18 protein-coding genes are annotated in these 18,761 nt (G+C 62.5%); 10 read left to right on the forward strand and 8 right to left on the reverse strand.

The window, feature by feature from the left end; all coding sequences use genetic code 11:
• Positions 1-2 precede the first annotated feature (2 nt).
• Together J7557_RS09925 and J7557_RS09930 are read right to left on the reverse strand one after the other, a co-directional pair.
• Positions 3-1,316, reverse strand: coding sequence for an ABC transporter substrate-binding protein (locus J7557_RS09925; protein WP_291419856.1), 1,314 nt, complete (start codon positions 1,314-1,316; stop codon positions 3-5).
• A gap of 12 nt (positions 1,317-1,328) precedes the next feature.
• Positions 1,329-2,297, reverse strand: coding sequence for a nucleoside hydrolase (locus J7557_RS09930; protein WP_291420076.1), 969 nt, complete (start codon positions 2,295-2,297; stop codon positions 1,329-1,331).
• A 177-nt stretch (positions 2,298-2,474) separates the two neighbouring features.
• On the opposite strand from J7557_RS09930, the gene J7557_RS09935 reads away from it, so the two are divergent.
• The 6 genes from J7557_RS09935 (at position 2,475) to xth (ending at position 9,367) form a co-directional block, all read left to right on the forward strand.
• On the forward strand, positions 2,475-3,392 hold the full coding sequence (locus tag J7557_RS09935) for a LysR family transcriptional regulator (protein WP_291419857.1): 918 nt from the start codon (positions 2,475-2,477) through the stop codon (positions 3,390-3,392).
• 112 nt (positions 3,393-3,504) lie between these two features.
• Positions 3,505-5,940 (forward strand): DNA ligase D, encoded by a 2,436-nt coding sequence (gene ligD, locus J7557_RS09940; RefSeq protein ID WP_291419859.1) that lies wholly within the window; start codon positions 3,505-3,507, stop codon positions 5,938-5,940.
• A 33-nt stretch (positions 5,941-5,973) separates the two neighbouring features.
• Positions 5,974-6,879, forward strand: a complete 906-nt coding sequence (locus tag J7557_RS09945; RefSeq protein ID WP_291419861.1) for a Ku protein — start codon at positions 5,974-5,976, stop codon at positions 6,877-6,879.
• A 6-nt stretch (positions 6,880-6,885) separates the two neighbouring features.
• Entirely contained in the window at positions 6,886-7,962 is a 1,077-nt protein-coding gene (locus J7557_RS09950; RefSeq protein WP_291419863.1) for a tetratricopeptide repeat protein, read from the forward strand.
• A complete protein-coding gene (locus J7557_RS09955) occupies positions 7,959-8,603 on the forward strand; it encodes an alpha/beta family hydrolase (RefSeq protein WP_291419865.1) in 645 nt (214 codons plus the stop codon). Before J7557_RS09950 ends, J7557_RS09955 begins: the two co-directional genes overlap by 4 nt.
• Positions 8,600-9,367, forward strand: coding sequence for an exodeoxyribonuclease III (gene xth / locus J7557_RS09960; RefSeq protein ID WP_291419867.1), 768 nt, complete (start codon positions 8,600-8,602; stop codon positions 9,365-9,367). The genes J7557_RS09955 and xth overlap by 4 nt, the downstream gene beginning before the upstream one ends.
• Positions 9,368-9,381: 14 nt before the next feature.
• Here the strand turns inward: xth and J7557_RS09965 are convergent, their stop codons facing one another.
• Entirely contained in the window at positions 9,382-10,500 is a 1,119-nt protein-coding gene (locus J7557_RS09965) for an MFS transporter (protein WP_291419869.1), read from the reverse strand.
• A 105-nt stretch (positions 10,501-10,605) separates the two neighbouring features.
• Here J7557_RS09965 and J7557_RS09970 point away from each other — a divergent pair, with 105 nt between their 5' ends.
• Positions 10,606-10,890 carry a hypothetical protein gene (locus J7557_RS09970; protein ID WP_291419872.1) on the forward strand — a complete coding sequence of 95 codons (285 nt, stop codon included), beginning with the start codon at positions 10,606-10,608 and terminating at the stop codon, positions 10,888-10,890.
• Between the two features lie 135 nt (positions 10,891-11,025).
• Here the strand turns inward: J7557_RS09970 and J7557_RS09975 are convergent, their stop codons facing one another.
• Positions 11,026-12,219, reverse strand: coding sequence for a multidrug effflux MFS transporter (locus tag J7557_RS09975; RefSeq protein WP_291420077.1), 1,194 nt, complete (start codon positions 12,217-12,219; stop codon positions 11,026-11,028).
• Positions 12,220-12,625: 406 nt separating this feature from the next.
• Here J7557_RS09975 and J7557_RS09980 point away from each other — a divergent pair, with 406 nt between their 5' ends.
• Complete coding sequence (locus J7557_RS09980; protein ID WP_291420078.1) at positions 12,626-12,961, forward strand: helix-turn-helix transcriptional regulator; 336 nt, start codon at positions 12,626-12,628, stop codon at positions 12,959-12,961.
• Entirely contained in the window at positions 12,958-13,422 is a 465-nt protein-coding gene (locus tag J7557_RS09985) for an SRPBCC family protein (RefSeq protein WP_291419874.1), read from the forward strand. Before J7557_RS09980 ends, J7557_RS09985 begins: the two co-directional genes overlap by 4 nt.
• Here the strand turns inward: J7557_RS09985 and J7557_RS09990 are convergent.
• Genes J7557_RS09990 through J7557_RS10000 form a run of 3 tightly spaced genes read right to left on the reverse strand, consistent with a single transcriptional unit; the run spans position 13,419 to position 15,701 of the window.
• Positions 13,419-13,718: a hypothetical protein gene (locus tag J7557_RS09990; RefSeq protein WP_291419876.1), complete on the reverse strand. Its 300-nt coding sequence runs from the start codon at positions 13,716-13,718 to the stop codon at positions 13,419-13,421. The genes J7557_RS09985 and J7557_RS09990 overlap by 4 nt on opposite strands.
• A 33-nt stretch (positions 13,719-13,751) precedes the next feature.
• Positions 13,752-14,819 (reverse strand): AbrB family transcriptional regulator, encoded by a 1,068-nt coding sequence (locus J7557_RS09995; RefSeq protein ID WP_291419878.1) that lies wholly within the window; start codon positions 14,817-14,819, stop codon positions 13,752-13,754.
• 36 nt (positions 14,820-14,855) lie between these two features.
• Positions 14,856-15,701 (reverse strand): sugar transferase, encoded by an 846-nt coding sequence (locus J7557_RS10000; protein WP_291419879.1) that lies wholly within the window; start codon positions 15,699-15,701, stop codon positions 14,856-14,858.
• A 165-nt stretch (positions 15,702-15,866) separates the two neighbouring features.
• Here J7557_RS10000 and J7557_RS10005 point away from each other — a divergent pair, with 165 nt between their 5' ends.
• Positions 15,867-17,618, forward strand: a complete 1,752-nt coding sequence (locus J7557_RS10005; RefSeq protein WP_291419881.1) for a Wzz/FepE/Etk N-terminal domain-containing protein — start codon at positions 15,867-15,869, stop codon at positions 17,616-17,618.
• Here J7557_RS10005 and J7557_RS10010 read toward each other — a convergent pair.
• Positions 17,615-18,634, reverse strand: coding sequence for an NAD-dependent epimerase/dehydratase family protein (locus tag J7557_RS10010; protein ID WP_291419883.1), 1,020 nt, complete (start codon positions 18,632-18,634; stop codon positions 17,615-17,617). The genes J7557_RS10005 and J7557_RS10010 overlap by 4 nt on opposite strands.
• Positions 18,635-18,761 lie beyond the last annotated feature (127 nt).

The following is an 18,761-nucleotide window of genomic DNA, read 5'->3' on the forward strand; positions in this document are numbered from 1 at the left end:
GTTTACTGCGCGACGCGAGACGCGGCGGACTCGAATTTTTGTACGGCGCTGGCCAGGGCATCGGCAACCGGCACGCCATTGGCGATGTCGACAAAGGCCGTGCGGAAGGCATCCTGCAATTGGCCATAGGCGGCCGTTACCGGGCGGGCCTTGGCCGTGTTCAGCGAGTCATAGACCCCGAGACGGAAGACGTTTTGCGGGAAGGCGTCGTATTCCGGCGCGGTGCTGATGGTGTCGAGCAGGGGCTTATAGGTGGGCAATTGCTGGAGGCTGTCGAACCAGACCTTGGTGCCGGCATCGCTGGTGGTCAGGTAGCCGGCAAAATCCATGGCTTCGGCCTGGTTGGCGGAGGCGGCATTGACCCCGACATACCAGGAGCCGGTGGGCGTCACCACCGAGCCACCCTCGAAATAGGGATAAGGCGCGACGCTGAAGTCGATATCGGTGGCCGAAAGGATCGGCAGGTTCCAGGTGCCGCCGGCGAACATGGCAAGCTGGCCATTGCCGAAGAGCGAAGCGGCCTCGCCATAGCCAAGACTCTTCGGGCTCACCGCCCAGGCGTTGTAGAGGTCGCTCCAATAGGTAGCCCCCTTGGTCCAAGCCTCGCTGTCGAGATAGCCCTTGGCGGTATAGCCATCCGGGCCGATGACGGGGCTTCCGAGGGATTCGCCGAAGGGCTGGAGCTGATAGAGTTCGCCGAACTGCTCGACGGTAAAGCCGTAGGTCGTGGTGCGACCATTGTCGGTCACGGTCAGCTTGCGGGCCGCATCGGCGACCTGTTCCCATGTCCAGCGTTCGCTCGAAGCCAGCGTGTCGATATCGGCCTGCGTTGCGGTTTCGCCCTTGGTCAGTCCAGCCGGCGGGGTAATGCCGGCAGCCTCGAAGAGCGCATTGTTGACATAGAGCACCTGCGCCGAATTGTTGATCGGCAGGGCATATTGGGTGCCTTCATACTGACCGGCTTCGACAGCGGCCGGCACCAGCGCGCTGGTGTCGATCCCCGCATCGATGGGCGAGAGGAAGCCGCGGGACGCGTAGCTCGCAAGGAGCGGCGCATCGACATAGACGAGGTCGATGCCGGCATCGGCCGAACGCAGGCGCAGTTCGGCGACCTGGAAGAATTGGGCAAAGGGATAGGGTTGGAGATTGATGGCGATGCCCGGATGGTCGGCCTTGTAGGCATCGACCACGGCCTGCATGGCCGCGGTGTCGCCGCCCTCGATGACGATCATGTTGAGCGTCTTGTCCTGGGCCAGCGCGGTGCCGGCGAGAAGGCTGGCAGCAAGGCCGGCGATGGCAAACGTGATGGTCTTCATCCTGGGCACCCTTTACTTGGTTGAGGAAATTCGGCCGGCCGCCCAGCTCAGGGCCTGGGTAACCAGCGCGGCAAAACGTTGCGGATCAGCCTTCATGGCGACGGTGACATTCTTGACCCTCTGGTCATGGGCAGCATCCTGCGGCCGCAGGTCGATCAGGGTCTGGCCATAGCCGCCATCGGCACCCACCAGAACCTCGCCGGGATAGGCGGTGAGCTCGAAGATGGAAGGATCGATGAGATAGGCCACGGCGCACGGGTCGTGCATCGGGGCGCCCGGCTTGTCGGCCCCGGCGAAGCTGTAATAGGTGCCGCAGTAGAAATCCATGATATCGGCCACCGGATTGCTGCCGGCGCGGGCTGCACGGATCTGGGCGACATCCTCGCGGCGCATCAGCGTCTGATGGGTCACATTGAGACCGAACATCACCAGTTTTACGCCGGACCGGAACACCATGCGCGCCGCTTCGGCATCGGCCCAGATATTGAATTCCGCCGCCGGAGTGACATTGCCTTCGCCGGCCGAGCCGCCCATGAAGACGACCTGCTTGATCTTTTGCGCGAGGCCAGGCCGCAGTGCCAGGGCCAGTGCGATATTGGTCATGGGGCCGACCACCACGAGGGTGATTTCGCCCGGCGCTGCCTCGACCCGCTCGATGATGGCGTCGACGGCATGTTGCGGCTGCGCCTTGCTGCGCGCCGGGGGCAGCTCTTCGCCCGCGCTGTCGAGGCCGCTCGGCCCATGAAACTCGGCGGGAAAGGCATAGCGATGCAGCAGCGGCAATTCGGCCCCGGCATAGACCGGAACATCGAGCCCAAAGGCGTCGACGATGCGCAGGGCATTGTTGGTGGTATGGTGGAGCGGCGCATTCCCGCAGACGGCGGTTATGGCTTCAAGCCGGATCGAGGGATGCCAGGCGGCGAGGAGGATGGCCGCCATGTCGTCATGGCCGGGATCGCAGTCGATGATGATACGGTGCATGTCAATCAAAACGGCAGACTCTTTCATAACGCAGTTTTGCTGAGGCTTTTTTGGCCACCCCGATCACGATGGATTGGCCAGGTTTTGCCTTTAAAAGTTCTGCTGACGCTAGGGCAGATGACAGAAGGACGACAGCAGACTATTTTGCGCTTCGATTGACTTTTACTGAGGCAAATCGTGCTGCACCTGCTCAATGCCATGCGTGCCTTCGAGGTCGCGGCCCGTCTCGGCAGCATCCGGCGCGCGGCCGAGGAGTTGCGCGTCTCGGACGGGGCTGTCAGCCGCCATATCAAGAACCTCGAGGACGAGCTTGGGGTGCCGCTTTTCGAGCGCGGCAATCGCTCCCTCAAACTGACCCCGGCGGCCGCGACCTTTGCCGCCACGCTCACCGAGGCCCTGGCTTCGATCAACCGTGGCACCGAACATCTGAGGGCCCTCCACGACCAGTCCACCATCATGCTGACCGCGCCTGACACATTCCTCCTGCGCTGGCTCGTGCCGCGCCTGCAGGGCCTTGAAAAGGCGCTGGGCGGCGTGTCCGTCCGCATCACCACCTGGACGCGCGAGATCAATCCGGCCGATCGGTCTATCGATATTTATGTGGGCGTCGGCAAACCGCTCGACATTCCGGGCATGATCGTCAGCCCAGTCGCGCCCGAAACCTTCGGGCCGGTGATCAGCCCCATGATCGTGCGGGGCCGGACAATCGATGCCGCAGCCATCTGGCAAATGCCGCGGCTCGACATTCGCTGGCCTCCGGACATGTGGACCAACTGGGCCCGCGAAGCTGGCATTGTCCTGCCGCAACGCGAAAGCGTCTGGTATGATAGCCTCTCTTTCAGCGTACAGGCAGCCGAAGCCGGCCAGGGCGTCGCCATCGGCCCGGGCCCCGCAATCTGGGACGCGCTGGAGCAGAATCGGCTGATTGCTCCGCTCGGCATGGTGACGCGTTCGGGCTACTGGTTCCTCGCCTGGAGAGAAGATCGCCCCAACCGCATGATGCAAACGGTGCGGCGATGGTTCGAGATGGAAATGGCGCGAGGGCTGAAGTTCGAAACGGGTGGCGGTAGTTCGTCCTCCCAGGCGCGACCATAGGGTATAGGTCGGCTCGGGCCATCTGGGCTGAGGTGCCTAGGGGCTCCTGGCGAGCCACACTTCAACCAGAAAAATGGTTCCCCGTTTCACTTTGTGTGCCTAACATCGCGGTATGAGTGAAAACCGCCTAAAGCTCTATCGCGACAAGCGTGACTTCGCGCGCACGGCGGAGCCGTTCGGGACGGATGGCGCGGATTCATTTCGTTTTGTCGTCCACAAACATCATGCCACCGCCGATCACTATGATCTCCGGCTTGAACTGGGCGGCGTCCTCAAGAGTTGGGCCGTGCCCAAAGGTCCTTCGCTTAATCCGGCTGACAAGCGGCTCGCAGTGGCTACCGAGGATCATCCAGTGGACTATCTGGATTTCGAGGGCGTCATCCCGGCCGGGGAGTATGGCGGCGGGCCGATGATCGTTTGGGATACCGGCACCTGGGCGCCAATGGGAGACCCAGAGGCCGATATCGCCAAGGGTGCCTTCAAGTTCCGGCTGGCCGGCGAAAAGCTCAATGGCGGCTGGATGCTGACCCAACTCAAGAACCGACCCGAGGACAAGGGGAAGGTCAACTGGCTGCTGTTCAAGGAACACGACCAGGCTATGGATACGGCGAACGATATCCTGCAAACCCGCCCGGAAAGCGTCAAGACCGGCCGGCGTATCGAGGAATTGCTGGCGCCGGCGGTTCGCCCGCCGCGCAAGCGCCGCGCGTCGTTGAAGCCGGACAAGCTCAAGGGTGCCGTGGCGTCGGCCATGCCGGCCAAGTCATCTCTCCAGCTCGCAACCGCGGCCGCCGCGCTGCCTGCGGACAGCAAGACCATCACCTGGTTGCACGAGATCAAGTTCGACGGCTATCGCACCCTTGCCCGCCTCGATAACAAAACGGCCCGTCTCATCACCCGGGGCGGTCTCGATTGGACGCGCCGCTATGGCGATCTGCCTGATGTACTCGCGACCCTGCCGTGCCGGCAGGCGGTGATCGATGGCGAAATCGTGGTGCTCGACGCACAGGGCGTCAGCAATTTTGGGCGCTTGCAGGAGGAGCTTTCGGAAGGTCGCCCACGCAACCTGCTGTTTTTCGCCTTCGACCTTCTATACCTCGATGGGTGGGACCTGCGCGGGGTCGGATTGCGCGACAGGAAGGCGCTGCTCAAGGCTCTTCTTGCGGATGTGCCATCGGCAATTCAGTTTAGCGATCATGTGGAAGGGCAGGGCGAGGCCCTCTTCGATCAAGCCATCGATCGTGGCCTTGAGGGGCTCGTTTCCAAGCGCGCGGACAGCATCTATAGCGGCAGCCGGTCGGGCACCTGGCTCAAGATCAAGGCGCCGAAAACCGGCTATTTCGTCATCGCCGGATATACGGCATCGCCCGAAGCCGGCGGCATCGGCGCCATCGCCGTTGCAGAATGGGTGGGGGACGATCTCATCTATCGCGGCAAGGTCGGCACCGGCTTTGATGCCGCCGATATGGCAAGTCTTCTCGAACGTCTCGAGGCTCTCGAAGGTGGCGATCGGCTAGCCGGCTTTCCCAAAGAGGTCATCGCCGTCAAACCCCAACTGACCGCCCGCATTCGCTATGCCGCCATCACCAGCGACGGCATGTTGCGCCATGCTGTTTTCAGGGGCTTGCGCGAAGCGAGCCTTTCGGGCGGCAGCCAGCGATCACGCAAAAGGCTGGTGACCGACGCCGACCTCGCCAGCATCTGGGTCACCAATCCGACCCGTCGACTCTTCTGCTCCAACGGTCCCACCAAGCTCGATATCGCCGTCTATTACGCAAGCGTCGGCGATTTCATGCTGCCGCACCTCCTCAACCGGCCCGTGTCACTGTTCCGCTGCCCTACCGGCAAGTCGGCGGACTGCTTCTTCCAGCGCCACCCCTTTACCGGCATGCCCGAGAGCATCGCCCGGATCGAGACTGCCAATTCCGAGGGCGAGAAGAAAACCTTCATCGCCGTCACCGACACCAAGGCCTATCTGGCGCTGGCCCAGTTCGGGGCCGTCGAGTTCCACTCCTGGGGCACTCATATCGACCATCTCGACAAGCCCGACCGCATCATCTTCGATCTCGACCCGGGCGAGGGGGTCGCCTGGCGCGATGTCGTCAATGCCGCGGTGCATCTGCGCGACGAACTGCAGGGGATGGGCCTCGTGCCCTTCGTCAAAACCTCCGGAGGCAAGGGCGTCCATATCGTCGTGCCGACATCGCGAAAACTCGACTGGAAAGCCTCGCACGCCGCCAGTGGCCGTCTCGCCGAGAAGCTCGCTGCCACCGGCCCCGACACCTTCGTCACCGTGATGGGCGCAGAGAACCGTAAGCGCCGCATCTTCATCGACTATTTTCGAAATGCGCGCAGCGCGACAGCGGTCGCTGCCTACTCGCTTCGGGCGCGCACCCATCTGCCTGCATCGACGCCAATAGAGTGGCGGGACCTTGAGTCTATCGACTCTCCTCAGGACCTCAATTACTCTACCCTTCCGAGATTATTAACGATGTCCGGCGACCCGTGGGCAGATATTAACGAGTCTTCGCGAGACCTCCCGGCATAGTTATTGGTGATTGTGTTTGAGTAGGAGGCGACTATGGCTCCACGGGCCAGTTGGAAGGGACATCTGCGGCTGAGCCTGGTGTCATGTGCGGTCAAGATGTATCCCGCGACCAGCACGTCGGAGCGCATCAGCTTCAACCAACTCCACAAGGACACGCACAACCGGATCAACATGAAGCCGGTCGATCCCGAACTGGGGCTCGTCGAGCGCGCGGATCTGGTGAAGGGCTACGAATATGAGCCCAAGCAATATGTGATCATCGACGACGCCGATCTTGAGGCCGTGCGTATCGAATCCAGCCACACGCTCAATATCGAAGCCTTCGTCGATGAGGACGAGATCGACGTCCTCTATCAGGATGCGCCCTATTATCTGGCCCCCGATGGCGCCATGGCCGAGGAAACCTTCGTCGTTTTGCGCGAGGCCATGCGGCGTAGCGGCAAGGTGGCCATTGCCAGGCTTGTCCTCTCGAGCCGCGAGCGCATCGTGACCATCGGCGCGCGCGAAAATGGCATGTTCATCACCACCCTGCGCAACCCCAACGAAGTGCGCGGCACGGCCGAATATTTCGACAATATTCCCGTCGGCAATCCGGACGCGGAAATGCTCGACCTCGCGGAAAAGCTCATCGAGCAGAAGGTGACGAGCTTCGATCCCAAGGCCTATGAGGATCGCTATGAGATCGCCCTGATGGGCATGATCAAGGAAAAGCTCAAGGGCCACAAGCCGATCGTGGCTTCTGCACCGGACCGCGGCAATGTCATCAATCTGATGGATGCGCTCAAGGCGAGCCTTGGCGAAGCCAAGCCCGCCGCCAAGAGCCGAGCCAAGGCGCCGGCCGCTCCGGTCAAGGAAAGTGCCACCAAGGTTTCGCTCAAGGAAGCCCTCGAGGCCAGCAAAACGGCTAAGCCGAAGGCGGCTCCACGAAAGAAGGCGTAGTCCGGCATGGAGTTCAGCGGGGCCAGTATTGGCGTCGTCGGGGCGCTCAGGGCTTTCCCGCTGAGGTCCGCGGCGCGGCGGATATCGCAAGGCGGTGGACGCCTCCATCGTGGACTACCGCGTGGTACCACCATGGCCGTGTTCAGCCGCTCGTTGCTTTCCCGTCTTGATGCTCCGACGATCGAAAGCCGTGTTGAGCAGGCTCGCGCCGATGTGGGCAGCGTGCGCAGCGAAAATGGCTTGATGCGCCTGATGGGCCTTCTTCCCAAGCCAGCCGCCGGGGGCATGCCGCGTCAGTCGCTTCTGGATCAGTCGGGCCTTGGCACCAAGACCCTCGATCTGCTCATTTTGTTCGACGCCTTCGAACACGACACCGAGCCCTTTTCCTTTCGCGACCTGATCCTTGCCAAGAAATATGCTGGGCTGGAAAAATCCGGCGCCGCCTGGCACGACATCGCCAAATCCCTGCACGGCGTGGGGCCCGTCGGCTCCCTGACAGCGCTGACGCTGCAGGCGAGCGGCGACAGGATCGTTGCGGAAGACGCATTTTCTCTGGCCGAACTCGATGGCCAGCGTCTGCTGCCGCTCGACGAGCAGGCAGATGCCGCCGAAGACTATTTTACCCATGCCGAGACGGCCGAGCAGGCCGGCCTCTTTGCCGAGGCGGCGGTGCTCTATGGCCATTGCGCCGCGGTCGACCCGAGTGACGCGACAGCCCCCTTCAATCAGGGCAATTGCCTGCGCGAGGCGGGCGACCTCGATGCCGCGCAGCTTGCCTATGCCGCAAGCCTGAAACGAGATCCGGCCTTCGTCGAATCCTGGTTCAACTGCGCTGACGTGCTGCGTCAGTTGGGGCGCCTTGAGGCCGCCCGCGCGCATTTGCAACGCGCCATCGCCATCGATCCACTCTATGCCGATGCCGTCTACAACCTGGCGGCCCTCGACTATGAGATGGGTAATCTCGAAGAGGCGGTTGCCGGCTGGCGTCGCTATCTTGAACTCGACGAAAACTCGGATTGGGCCCGCCGGGCCCGTGCCGGTATTACCCTTGTGTCCCAGACGACCCGGAGCCAGGCTGGATGACGACGCAGTTTCTGTTCGACGGACCCGAGGACGCCCGTGTCACGCTATTGCTGGCGCATGGCGCCGGCGCCCCGATGGACTCCGCCTCGATGAACGCGACCACCAAGGTCTTGGCCGCAGAAGGTTTTCGCGTGGCGCGCTTCGAGTTTGGCTACATGGCGAGCCGAAGAACGTCGGCAGGGAAGAAGCCTCCGCCCAAGGCGGAAACCGTCATGCCGGAATACCTCGCCGCCGTTGATGATCTTGGCCCAACCAATGGCCCGCTGATCATTGGCGGCAAATCCATGGGCGGGCGCGTTGCCAGCATGGTGGCAGATGCCCTGTTCGACGCCAACCGCATCGCAGGCCTCTTGTGCCTCGGCTATCCGTTTCATCCGCCCGGCCGGCCTCAACAATTGCGCACTGCCCACCTCATCGACCTCAAGACGCCTGCACTGATCTGTCAGGGCACCCGCGACGAGTTTGGCGATCGACACGAAGTGGGAGAATTCGGCCTCTCCGATGAGATCGAGTTGTTCTGGCTCGAAGATGGCGACCACGATCTGAAACCGCGCAAGGCGATCTCGGGCTTCACCACTGCGGGTCACCTCCAAAGCGTGGCCGAGCATGTTTCAGGCTGGGTACAGCGCATCGCGCCGTGAAGATTGCGACCTTCAATATCAACGGCATCAACAGGCGCCTGCCCAACCTGATGGCTTGGCTTGCCGAAGCTGCACCCGACACTATCTGCCTGCAGGAGCTCAAGGCCGCGGACCGGCAATTTCCGGCGACTGCCCTTGCCGATGCGGGGTATCACGCAGTCTGGAAAGGTGAGCCGGGCTGGAACGGCGTTGCGATCCTCACCCGCGGCAATCCTCCAATATTGACCCGCGACAGCCTGCCCGGTGCTCCCGACGACCATCAGGCCCGCTATATCGAGGCGGCCTGCAACGGCGTCATCATCGGCTGCCTCTATGCGCCCAACGGCAATCCCAGGCCCGGTCCGAAATTCGACTACAAGCTCGCCTGGACGCAACGCTTGATCAACCACGCCCAAGAGCTTTGGTCGAGCGATTTGCCCGTCGTTCTGGCGGGTGATTTCAACATCGTCCCCGAGCCACGGGACATCTACGAGACCACATCCTACAAGGACAACGCGCTCGTCCAGCCCGAGAGCCGCGCGCTGTTCCAGCAATTGCTGGCGCAAGGCTGGACGGACGCGATCCGCCGAAAATATCCCGACGCGACGATCTACACGTTTTGGGACTACATGCGGAACCGCTGGCAGCGGGACGCCGGGCTGCGCCTGGACCATTTTCTCCTGAGCCGCTCCCTGGTCCCCAAACTCAAGCGGGCCGGGGTCGACAAAGAAGTGCGCGGGGAAGAAGGCGCCAGCGACCATGCCCCGGTCTGGATCGTAATCTAGCCCAGTGACCCTGCTCACCTAAAATCGTAGAGACGGGCCATGGCTGCAAGGCCAATCACCGCGGCCAGTGAGCAGAGCGCGGGAATGAAGAAAACATTTGGCAGGCCGAATGCGGCTACGCCGAGACCGCCGGCCACGCCACCCAGCGCCATGCTCAGTGCCGAAGCGGACATGAAGATGGCGGAGGCGGTCGCGACCGCACTGGGCAGGAGCCGCTGGGCAATGATGATGCCGAGGACCATGAAGAATCCCCAGACGCCGCCCATCAAGATCTGGCCGACGAACATGCCCACGGCATCGCCCCAGAGCGCAAAGCACAGGTTGGCGCCAAGACCGAGCGCAGCGCCGATGCACATAAGCCAGAGAATGCCGATGCGGCGGCCGAGTACGACGCTGAACGGCATGATGATCAGCTCGATCAGGGGTTGAATGCCAATGACCGCACCGCGCAGGGTGGGATCGATTCCCAGTTGCTCTTCCATGTAGATCAGGAGGAAGCCGTATTTGATGGCTTCCCCTGCATAGACGAGGACAAAAAGCCCCGTGAAGGCGAGAAGCGGGAGCATTTCCCTGAGCGTGGCAGCGCTGGCAGCCGCTCGTGGTTCGGCGCCGTCGACGCGCACCTGGCCCCGATCGCGGAGGCAGCCCAGCGCAAGGATCTGGGCCAGAAAGCAGATCGCGGTGAGCCAGATCATCGGGCGCAGGCCATAGGTGGCCGCGACCCAGGCACGGATCACCGGGCCGATGATCCAGCCAGCCGTATTGGCCATGCGGATGATGGCGACGACGCTGTCGTTCTTTTCTGCCGGGTTGGCGCTCTGCTCATCGTGAATGGCGGCGAAGAGTTGGGAAAAAGTGGCGCTGGAAAAGGCCAGCATGACGGCGCCCATCACAAAGCGCACCCAGACCTCGCTGGCGAGAGCCATGGTCGCCCAGCCAACGAAGCCAGCCAGCGCACAGAGTCGGAAGAGATTGAGTCGATTGCCGGTGCGGTCCGAGTACCGGCCGATCAGGTATCCGACGAGGGGACCGGCAAGGCTGGTCAGATAATAAAGCCCCGCCAGCGGCAGCGGTGCACCCTGCAGCTCTACCAGCAAGCGCTCGAATACAATGCCGAGCGCGAAAACAAGCATCGGCTCGACCTTCTCAACAGCGATGTCCCGGCCTATGAGGCGCTGTCTTTCTACCTCCACGATGTGGCGCGCGAGTTCACCAATCCGGCCAAGCCACGCGGCTGCATGGTCTCCAACGCCGTGCTGCAGCACGCCAGGGAAAACGACGGGATCGCCGAGTCGGTCGTCGCGCGCCGCACGGCAACGACCAGGATCATCAAGATCCGCCTCGACCGGGCGATCAGCGACGGCGAATTGCCCGACGGCACCGACACCTGGGCCCTGGCGCATTTCTATGTGGCGGTGGTGCAGGGCATGTCGGCGCAGGCCTGTAACGGGCTCTGTGCAGCAACACTCACGCAGCTTGCCGACTTGGCTCTGGCAGCCTGGCCAGGGCGCAAACCAAACTGAACGGCGTTGCTGAGGCGCAGATGCCACTTAGATTGCATCCGACACCGCTGCATTGGCTTGGTCCATCCGAGCCATCGCGGAATTAAGGGCAACGTTTCGCCTCGCCGAAAGCGGACGTCGCGCGTTCTCCGTTGATCATGTCGTTTGAGGCGCATTAATTTCGAGCCGACGAGCGAACAGGGCTGCACTCAGGGCGATGATCGCGGAAGCCAGCATCACCATCAGTAGGCCAGACCGGGCATTCTCTTCCGTCAAAACGGCACCTGCGATCGCGGCCATAATGGAAGCACCCGCAACAGTGATTGCGCCGGCGAGACCGGCGGCGCTTCCCGTCTGCGTTGCACGAACCGAAATTGCCGCGGCATTGGCGCTCGGCTGTGTCAGACCGTTCGATACTCCGACGAAAAGGCACGGCCCGAACAATGCCACCACATGATTGACGCCGGCAAAGTAGAGGACGATGCCGAACAAGAGACCCGCGCAGGCAACAATCCTTCCTGCAATCAGCAGGGTAGCCTGCGGGAGATTGCCGGCGAGCCGCCCGGCCAGAAAACTGCCAAGCATGAAGCCGCCGGTGATCGAGCCCATATAGAGACCCAGAACTGTTGGCGATAGATCGAAGGCTGACGCGGCCAGTGGGGCGCCAGCCAGGAAGGCATAGAAGGCGCCGACCGAGAAGGCCATGCATAGGCAATAGGCCCAAAAGCGCTTGGAGCCGAGCAGTTCGGGATAGGCTTTGTATTGCTCCAGCATCGTCTTGGATCGCGAAGTGTTCGTTTCGCACAGGTCGGTTCGACACAACGCCAGGACCGCGATGCCAAGAAGGGCCAAAACGTAGAAGCTGGCCCTCCAGCCAAATGCCTGGTCAAGCAGCCCGCCTGCGGTGGGGCCGAGCATGGGTGCAATAGCCCACGCCATGGCCAGGTAGCCGAACCGACCTGCCGCCTGTTCTCTATCGGTCGTGTCACGGATCACCGCGAGCGACACCCCGTAGGTTGGCGCGATCACGGCCTGCGCCATTCGGCAGGCCAAGAAAGTCCAGGTATCAGGCGCTACGGCACAACCGAGTGTTGCAACGATAAAGATCGCCAGGGCCCAGAGGATGACAGGCCGGCGACCAAAACGGTCCGAGAGCGGGCCCAGAACCAGTTGAAGGCATGCTGACACAATTGCATAGGCCGCCAGCGAAAGCCCGACTATCCCATAATCCACGCCAAATTCGGCAGCCATTCGGGGGAGAGACGGAAGGAAAAAATTGATCGGCAGGATGGCAAGTGCCGACAGAAGAACCAACGTAGACAGGCGAGGAGAAGCCGATGAACCTGGCATGATCAAAGCCAATTGCTTGTGTGGGAAACGAGGCAATAAAAAAGCCCCTGTGAGGGGCCGATTTATCCGCGCATGGGTGCATTTCGCCGGGCAGCTATGCTGCCGTGCCCATGCGCGCGCCTACCACGACCATGCCGTTTTCGATCATCATGCGTCAATTGTTACGGCGCTGAGGAAAGTCCGTCAACTCGACGTCTGTGCGGCAACAATCAGATTATTGCTGCCATAGGTCGTCCGTCTGGAAACCACCCCGCAGTGCTACCGCCTGCGTTGAAAGCTGTAGTTCACGCCCGCGTACAAGACGCTTGGCCCGCCGGACGAAACTGTGCCCACAATCAGCGCAGCGTCTTATCCGACAAAAAAACTTAGCCATTGCACTAAGTTTTGCATCATGATACTTAGCCTTATGGATCAGTATTCGCTCGATACACTCTTTCAGGCTCTTGCCGACCCGACTCGCCGGGCGGTCATTGGTCGGTTGGGAAGAGGCGCGGCGAGTGTGGGCGATCTGGCGGCGCCGTTCGATATGGCGCTGCCTTCGTTCATGAAGCACGTGCATGTGCTTGAGGCGGCAGGATTGATCCATACGCGCAAGGAAGGGCGGGTGCGCTATTGCGAGATCGACGAGGCGCGGCTGGCTGCCGTTGGTTCGTGGCTCGAAGAACAGCGCGCCATCTGGGAAAGCCGCACCGATCGGCTCGAGCGGTTTGTTGTCGAAAAGCAGAAGGAGCAGGAAAGATGAATTTTCGCCCCGAGACGGATCTCGAAATCACCCGCCTTATCAAGGCGCCGCGCAATGCGGTATGGCAGGCCTGGACCAATCCCGATGAGTTTGCGCAGTGGTGGATTCCGGCGCCGGCCCTCTGCCGTGTCGTTGAGATGGATGTGCGGCCGGGTGGCGCGCTGCTCACGGAGATGAGTGAGGACGGCGGCGCCTTCGGGCCGCATATGGATGCCTGCTATCTTGCCGTCGAGGAGGGCAGAAAAATCGTTCTGACCAATGCGCTGAGCGCTGGCTGGCGTCCGGCAGCGAGCCCCTTCATGACTGCAATCATCACGCTCGACGATCACGACCAGGGCACGGCCTATCGGGCCCATGTCCTCCACAAGGACGCGGAAACGCGCGCCTGGCATGAGGAAATGGGCTTCTTTGACGGCTGGGGCACCGTCGCCGCGCAATTGGCGGCGCTGGTGGAGCGTTAATAGACGGGCCGGTAGGTGCCGGGTTCGAAGAACTGCATTTCTTCCCCACCTCCAAGCTTGCGAACGAAAGCCCGGATGCAGCCATTCCAGCGCTCGACGCGGGTCGCGTCGACGCCACGCTGGCGCAGATGCATCAGGTCAAAATTGTCGCGGTCTTCCGCCGACATTTTGCCGCCGATCGAAAAACCGAACTCTACAATGCCGCTCTCGAATGCGCCGTCGCAGAAGGGCGCTGCCATGGTGCTTCCGGTCAGCAGGACGACAAAGCCGAGTGCGGTAACGAAGGGGCGGATCATCTCAAATCTCCTGAGTCAGAAGCTGTTTGAACGTCAATTGTGGCGCTGCTGCGCCGATCGGCGCTCCTGCCAGCGAATAATAACGACGACGGCGGGGATGGCAAAGCTGAGCATGAGCAGTCGGATAACGTGGTGGGCGGCGATAAAGGCCGTGTCATAGCCGAGCGCAATGCCGAGGGCGCCCATGCCTTCGAGGGCGCCGGGCGAAAGGCCGAGCCAGAGCTGGCCAAAAGGCATGTCGACCAGTTGTGCGACGCCCAGCGTCATCAGGGTGACGATGCCGACGGTCATGGCGGTGGCGATCAGCCCGCCCTTGGCGGCCGCCATGAATTCCTGCCGCGTAATGCCCACGAAGCGGGCGCCGATCATGGCGCCGGTCAGGATGAAGGTGAGAATGACGAGCGGCGTGGGCATGGCTTCGGAATAGAGCCCACCGAGCTTGGCGGCGGTGGCGGCTGCCATGGCGCCGAGCACCATGCCGGCGGGAATTCTGAGCCGCTCGAAAATCCAGCCGCCTATGACGCAGGCGAGTGCCAGCAGGATCAATTGCAGCGGCGAGAGGAAGGCGCTGGCTGTGGCCACCTCGAAATGATCGATGGGCAGAAAGGTCGCGCCGATCGGCACGGCGATGGTCAGCATCAGGATGCGGATGACCTGGATGATGACGATCTGCCGGGAATTGCCGACCCCGGTTGCGGCTATGCCCATGACGAAGGAGAGGTGGCCGGGAAAGGAGCTGAGATAGGCCGTGCCGGCATCAAGTCCGAAAACCCGGCTCAGCATCCAGCCCGTGGTCGCCACGATGATGACCAGTTCGATGGCGAGGGCGGCGAGGCTGATCGGCCAACTGGCGATCAGCGAAAGACTGTCCGGCGCTACACTCGCGCCCATCGACATGCCGATGAGAACGAAAACCACCGTACGCAGCCAATCGGGCAAGGCGACCGGCACGCCGGCCATGGCGGCCACAGTGACGGCGAGGGCGCCACCCATCAGCCAGCCGGCCGGAAGTCCAAGCAGGCTCGCGATGCCGCCACCCGTGGCGGAAATCGCCAGCGTCAAAAGCAGGACGAGAAAATTCTTCGGCTGGGGCAGGGGCATAGCGGAAGGCTGGCAGGCGGGAAGGGTCCTATCGGCCTACAGGTTCCGCGCCGCTTTGTCACCCGCCCCAGTGCCTCCGGCGTTCACATCACGGCCCGAAGACCGTCTGAGCTCTCCGAAGGTCTTCAAGATGATTTTGAGGTCCAGCCAGAGCGAAAAATTCTGCACATAGGCAAAATCGTGCCCGACGCGTCGCAAGGCCTTGATCTGATCCGTGGTCGGGCCGCGTAGGCCCTGGCACTGGGCCCAGCCCGTCAGGCCGGGCCGCATGGACTGGCGAAAGGCGTAGTGCGGCACCAGTTCTTCATAGTCCATGCCTGCCGCCTGCATGCCCGGCACATGCGGTCGCGGACCAACCAGGGACATGTCGCCGCGCAGTACATTGATCAACTGGGGCAACTCATCAAGGCTCGTGCGGCGGAGGAAGGCACCAATGCGGGTGACGCGATTGTCGTTGGCGGTCGCCTGGCTGATGCCCGCCGCATCGCAGCGATTGGTATACATGGAGCGGAATTTGAGCAGGGCGAAGAGCCTGCCGTCGCGGCCGAGGCGCCATTGCCGGAAAAGGGCCGGCCCCCCGTCTGCCTGCCTGATCCGGATGGCAATGAGCAAGAAGAGCGGCGAGAGTAGGAGAAGACCGAGTGCCGCGCATAAAATATCGGTAGCGCGTTTGACCGCCAGCGAGATCGACCGGGTCCGGGTCGCCGCCGGGCCGATGGGACGGCCCTGCCGCCAGTGCACAGCGAGGCCGCTCTGCGCGCGGGTCAAGGCGCGCGGTATGTAGGTTGTTGCGGGAAAGTCATGCTCGGCTGGGCTGCGAGAAAAATGCGCCGCCGTCGAACCGCTGGTCTTGCGATCAACACGAGTAAACGTCCGCTTCATTGAAGCCGCCCAGTGCTCTAGGTTCGTTTAACGTTTCATTAGCCATAATCAACAGGTCGAGGGCGTGGTGTCCAGCGCCGAACACTGGTTATGCGCATGGATTTGACAGACCGCTGCGCTCGAATGGCGGTTGCCAAAAATAGATAAATGTAATTCTATTTTGCGGTGGCTGGGGAGGTTGTTCTGATCATTCCGCGCGCCGAGGCCGAGGCCTTTCTTGGTGTATTGGTGCGCCATGGCCGGCTGATCGTTTTCATCACCTTGGTCGCCATACTGGGCGCATTGTTTGCGACGAGCGCATTGCGGCCAATCTATACCGCGACGGCGCTGCTCGTGGTTGAACCGGCCCCCAATAACCTGCTCGCCTCCGGCAGCGGGCCGCTGGGGGAGACGCCCAATAGTGGCGCCGTAGACGGCATGGTCGAGATCATGCGGTCCGATCCGGTGATGCTGCGGGCCATGGAACTGGCCTCTCCCTTCGAACTAGCCGATTTTTCGTCGGGCTTTGATCTGCAGCCGATGTTCCTGGGCTTTTTCCGCATCGCCGCCGAACCCCTTGCGGAGGGAGAGGCGGGGCGGGCGCAGGTGCTCGGGCTCATGCGCAATTCCGTTTCGATCAACCGCCGTGGCCTGACCCCCATTATCGCCATCCGCGCCAATGCGACCTCGCCGGAATTTGCCGCCCGCCTCGCCAATGCCCTGGGCGAAGCCCATATCGCGCTTGAGGTTGCGGCTAAATCTGAAAATCTGAGGAAGGCGCGCGATCTGATCGAGGGGCAGGTCGAAACGGCGCGCGGTCACGTGCTGGCGCTGAGCGCGGCGCTGGGGAGTCTCAAGGGCGCAAGCGCCACGGCGCCGAGCGGGATATCGGTGGACTTTCAGTCGCAGATCGTCGCGACCGCGCAGAGTCTCGAACTGGCGCGAAACCAGTATCAGCGGCTCCTGCAGCGATCGGGCGAGCTTGAGGAACAGGCGGAGCTGCAATTGCCCGATGCGCGCCTTGTGGCGCCAGCCTCGCCGCCATCCGATGCCGGTTTTCCGGACATGAAGACGACGCTGACTGTCGCGGCCCTGCTGGGGGTCGTGGTGGCCCTGGCGCTGGCCTTCACCTTCGATGGCCTCGCGAGCGGGGTGCGCAGCACGGACGAACTGGCCGAGGCCATCGGCGTGCCCGCGGCCGTCGCCATGCCGCGGCTCAGTGCCAGCCGCTTCGATGGCACCAGCCATGCCGATAACGTCATCACCGCGCCGCTCTCGCCTTTTTCGGAAGGCATGCGGACCTTGCAGGTCAATTTGCAGCGGAGCCTGGTATCGGAACCGGGCGGGCAGGTCGTCTTCGTGCTTTCGGCGGGCGATGGGGAGGGCAAGACGACGACGGCACTGGGTCTGGCGCGTGCCTTCGATGCGGCGGGGCGCAGCGTTCTGCTGCTCGATGCCGATGTGCGCTCGGCGGCACTGCATCGGCATGTCGATGTGCCCCTGGCGGGCGGCTTTGAACAGGTTCTGGCTGGCGATGTCGACATTCGCCAGCTCGCGAGCATGGTGCGCAAGGACCCGCTCTCAAACCTCTCGGTGCTGGTCAATTCCGACCGCAGCGTGGTTCCCGCGGAAGTGCTTTTTGGCGGCCCGACCTTTGCCAATGTGCTGAGGGGCGTAAGGGCCAGCTATGACATTACCATTGTCGACATGCCCTCGCTCCATTGGTCGGCGGAAGCGGCCTATATCCTGCCCCATGCCGATGCCGTGGTGCTTGTGGCGAGCTGGGGCAAGACCGAGCGGGCCAAGCTGCGCGAGGCGTTGGTGGCCATCAGGCAGGCCCATCCCCTGCCGGTGCCGCTGGTGCCGGTTTTGGCGCTGCAGCCCAATGTCCTCCGCTGGCCGGCACCGCGCTACGAACCGGGCTATTCGTCGCGTTAGCCTGCCGGCCTGCCGTAATAGCTAAAATACCACTCGACGAAGGCAGCGACGCCGGTCTCGACATTCGTCTCCGGTGAAAAGCCGGTCAGGGCCTTCAGCAAGGCCGGTGCGGCATGGGTTTGCTCGACATCGCCCTGTTGCATGGGCAGCAGATTTCGGAGCGCCTTCTTGCCCAGCGCCATTTCGACGGTGTCGATGAAGGACAGGAGGCCTACAGGCTGCCCGCCGCCGATATTGACGCTGCGCCAGGGCGCGACCGGCGAGAGGGAATCCGCGCTGCCCGGCACATCTATGGCCTGGCCTTTCACTGGCGGCAGCAGGATCAGCCGGGTGAGCACCTCGACGAGATCTGCGATATAGGTAAAGTCGCGCCGCATATGGCCTTCGCCGTAGACTTCAATTGGCTCGTCACGCTCGATCGCCGAGACGAATTTGAACAGTGCCATGTCCGGTCGGCCCCAGGGGCCATAGACGGTAAAGAAGCGGAAGCAGGTGGTCGGCAGGCCGTAGAGATGGGCATAGGCATGGCTCATCGCCTCCCCAGCCTTCTTGGTCGCGGCATAGAGCGATATCGGGAAGTCGGTGCGGTCGGTTTCGCGGAATGGCATGGCTTCGTTGCCACCATAGACCGAGGACGTCGAGGCGAGGAGCAGGTGCCTGGTGCCGGTGCCGCGCAGTACTTCGAGCAGGTTGAAGGTGCCCGTGAGATTGGCGTCGTGATAGGTCCGCGGCGCCTCGATGCTGTAGCGAACCCCTGCCTGGGCGGCGAGGTGAATGACGATGTCGGGCGCAAATTCTGCAACTGCCGTTTCGAGGGCGGCGTGATCTTCGAGCAGGGCTTCGGTGAAAGAAAAGCTGTTCGACGGTGTCAGCAGCGCGAGGCGGGCCCGCTTGAGCGAGACATCGTAATAGGCGGTCATGCCATCATAGCCATGGACGCGATGACCGTCGTCGAGCAGGCGCCGGGCCAGGTGATAGCCGATGAACCCGGCTGAGCCGGTTATGAAGATCTTCATTCTATCCCCGCGCATACTTGCCATCCGATAGCGCAAAACTCCTGAAAATGCCGTTATTTATCTGCCCTGGCCGCTTTCGCCGGCCGATTTGTCCCCGCCCTTTGGGTCGCGCCTAGACTTGAGGCTC

The organism is Devosia sp., assembly GCF_017744655.1.
Lineage (GTDB): Bacteria > Pseudomonadota > Alphaproteobacteria > Rhizobiales > Devosiaceae > Devosia.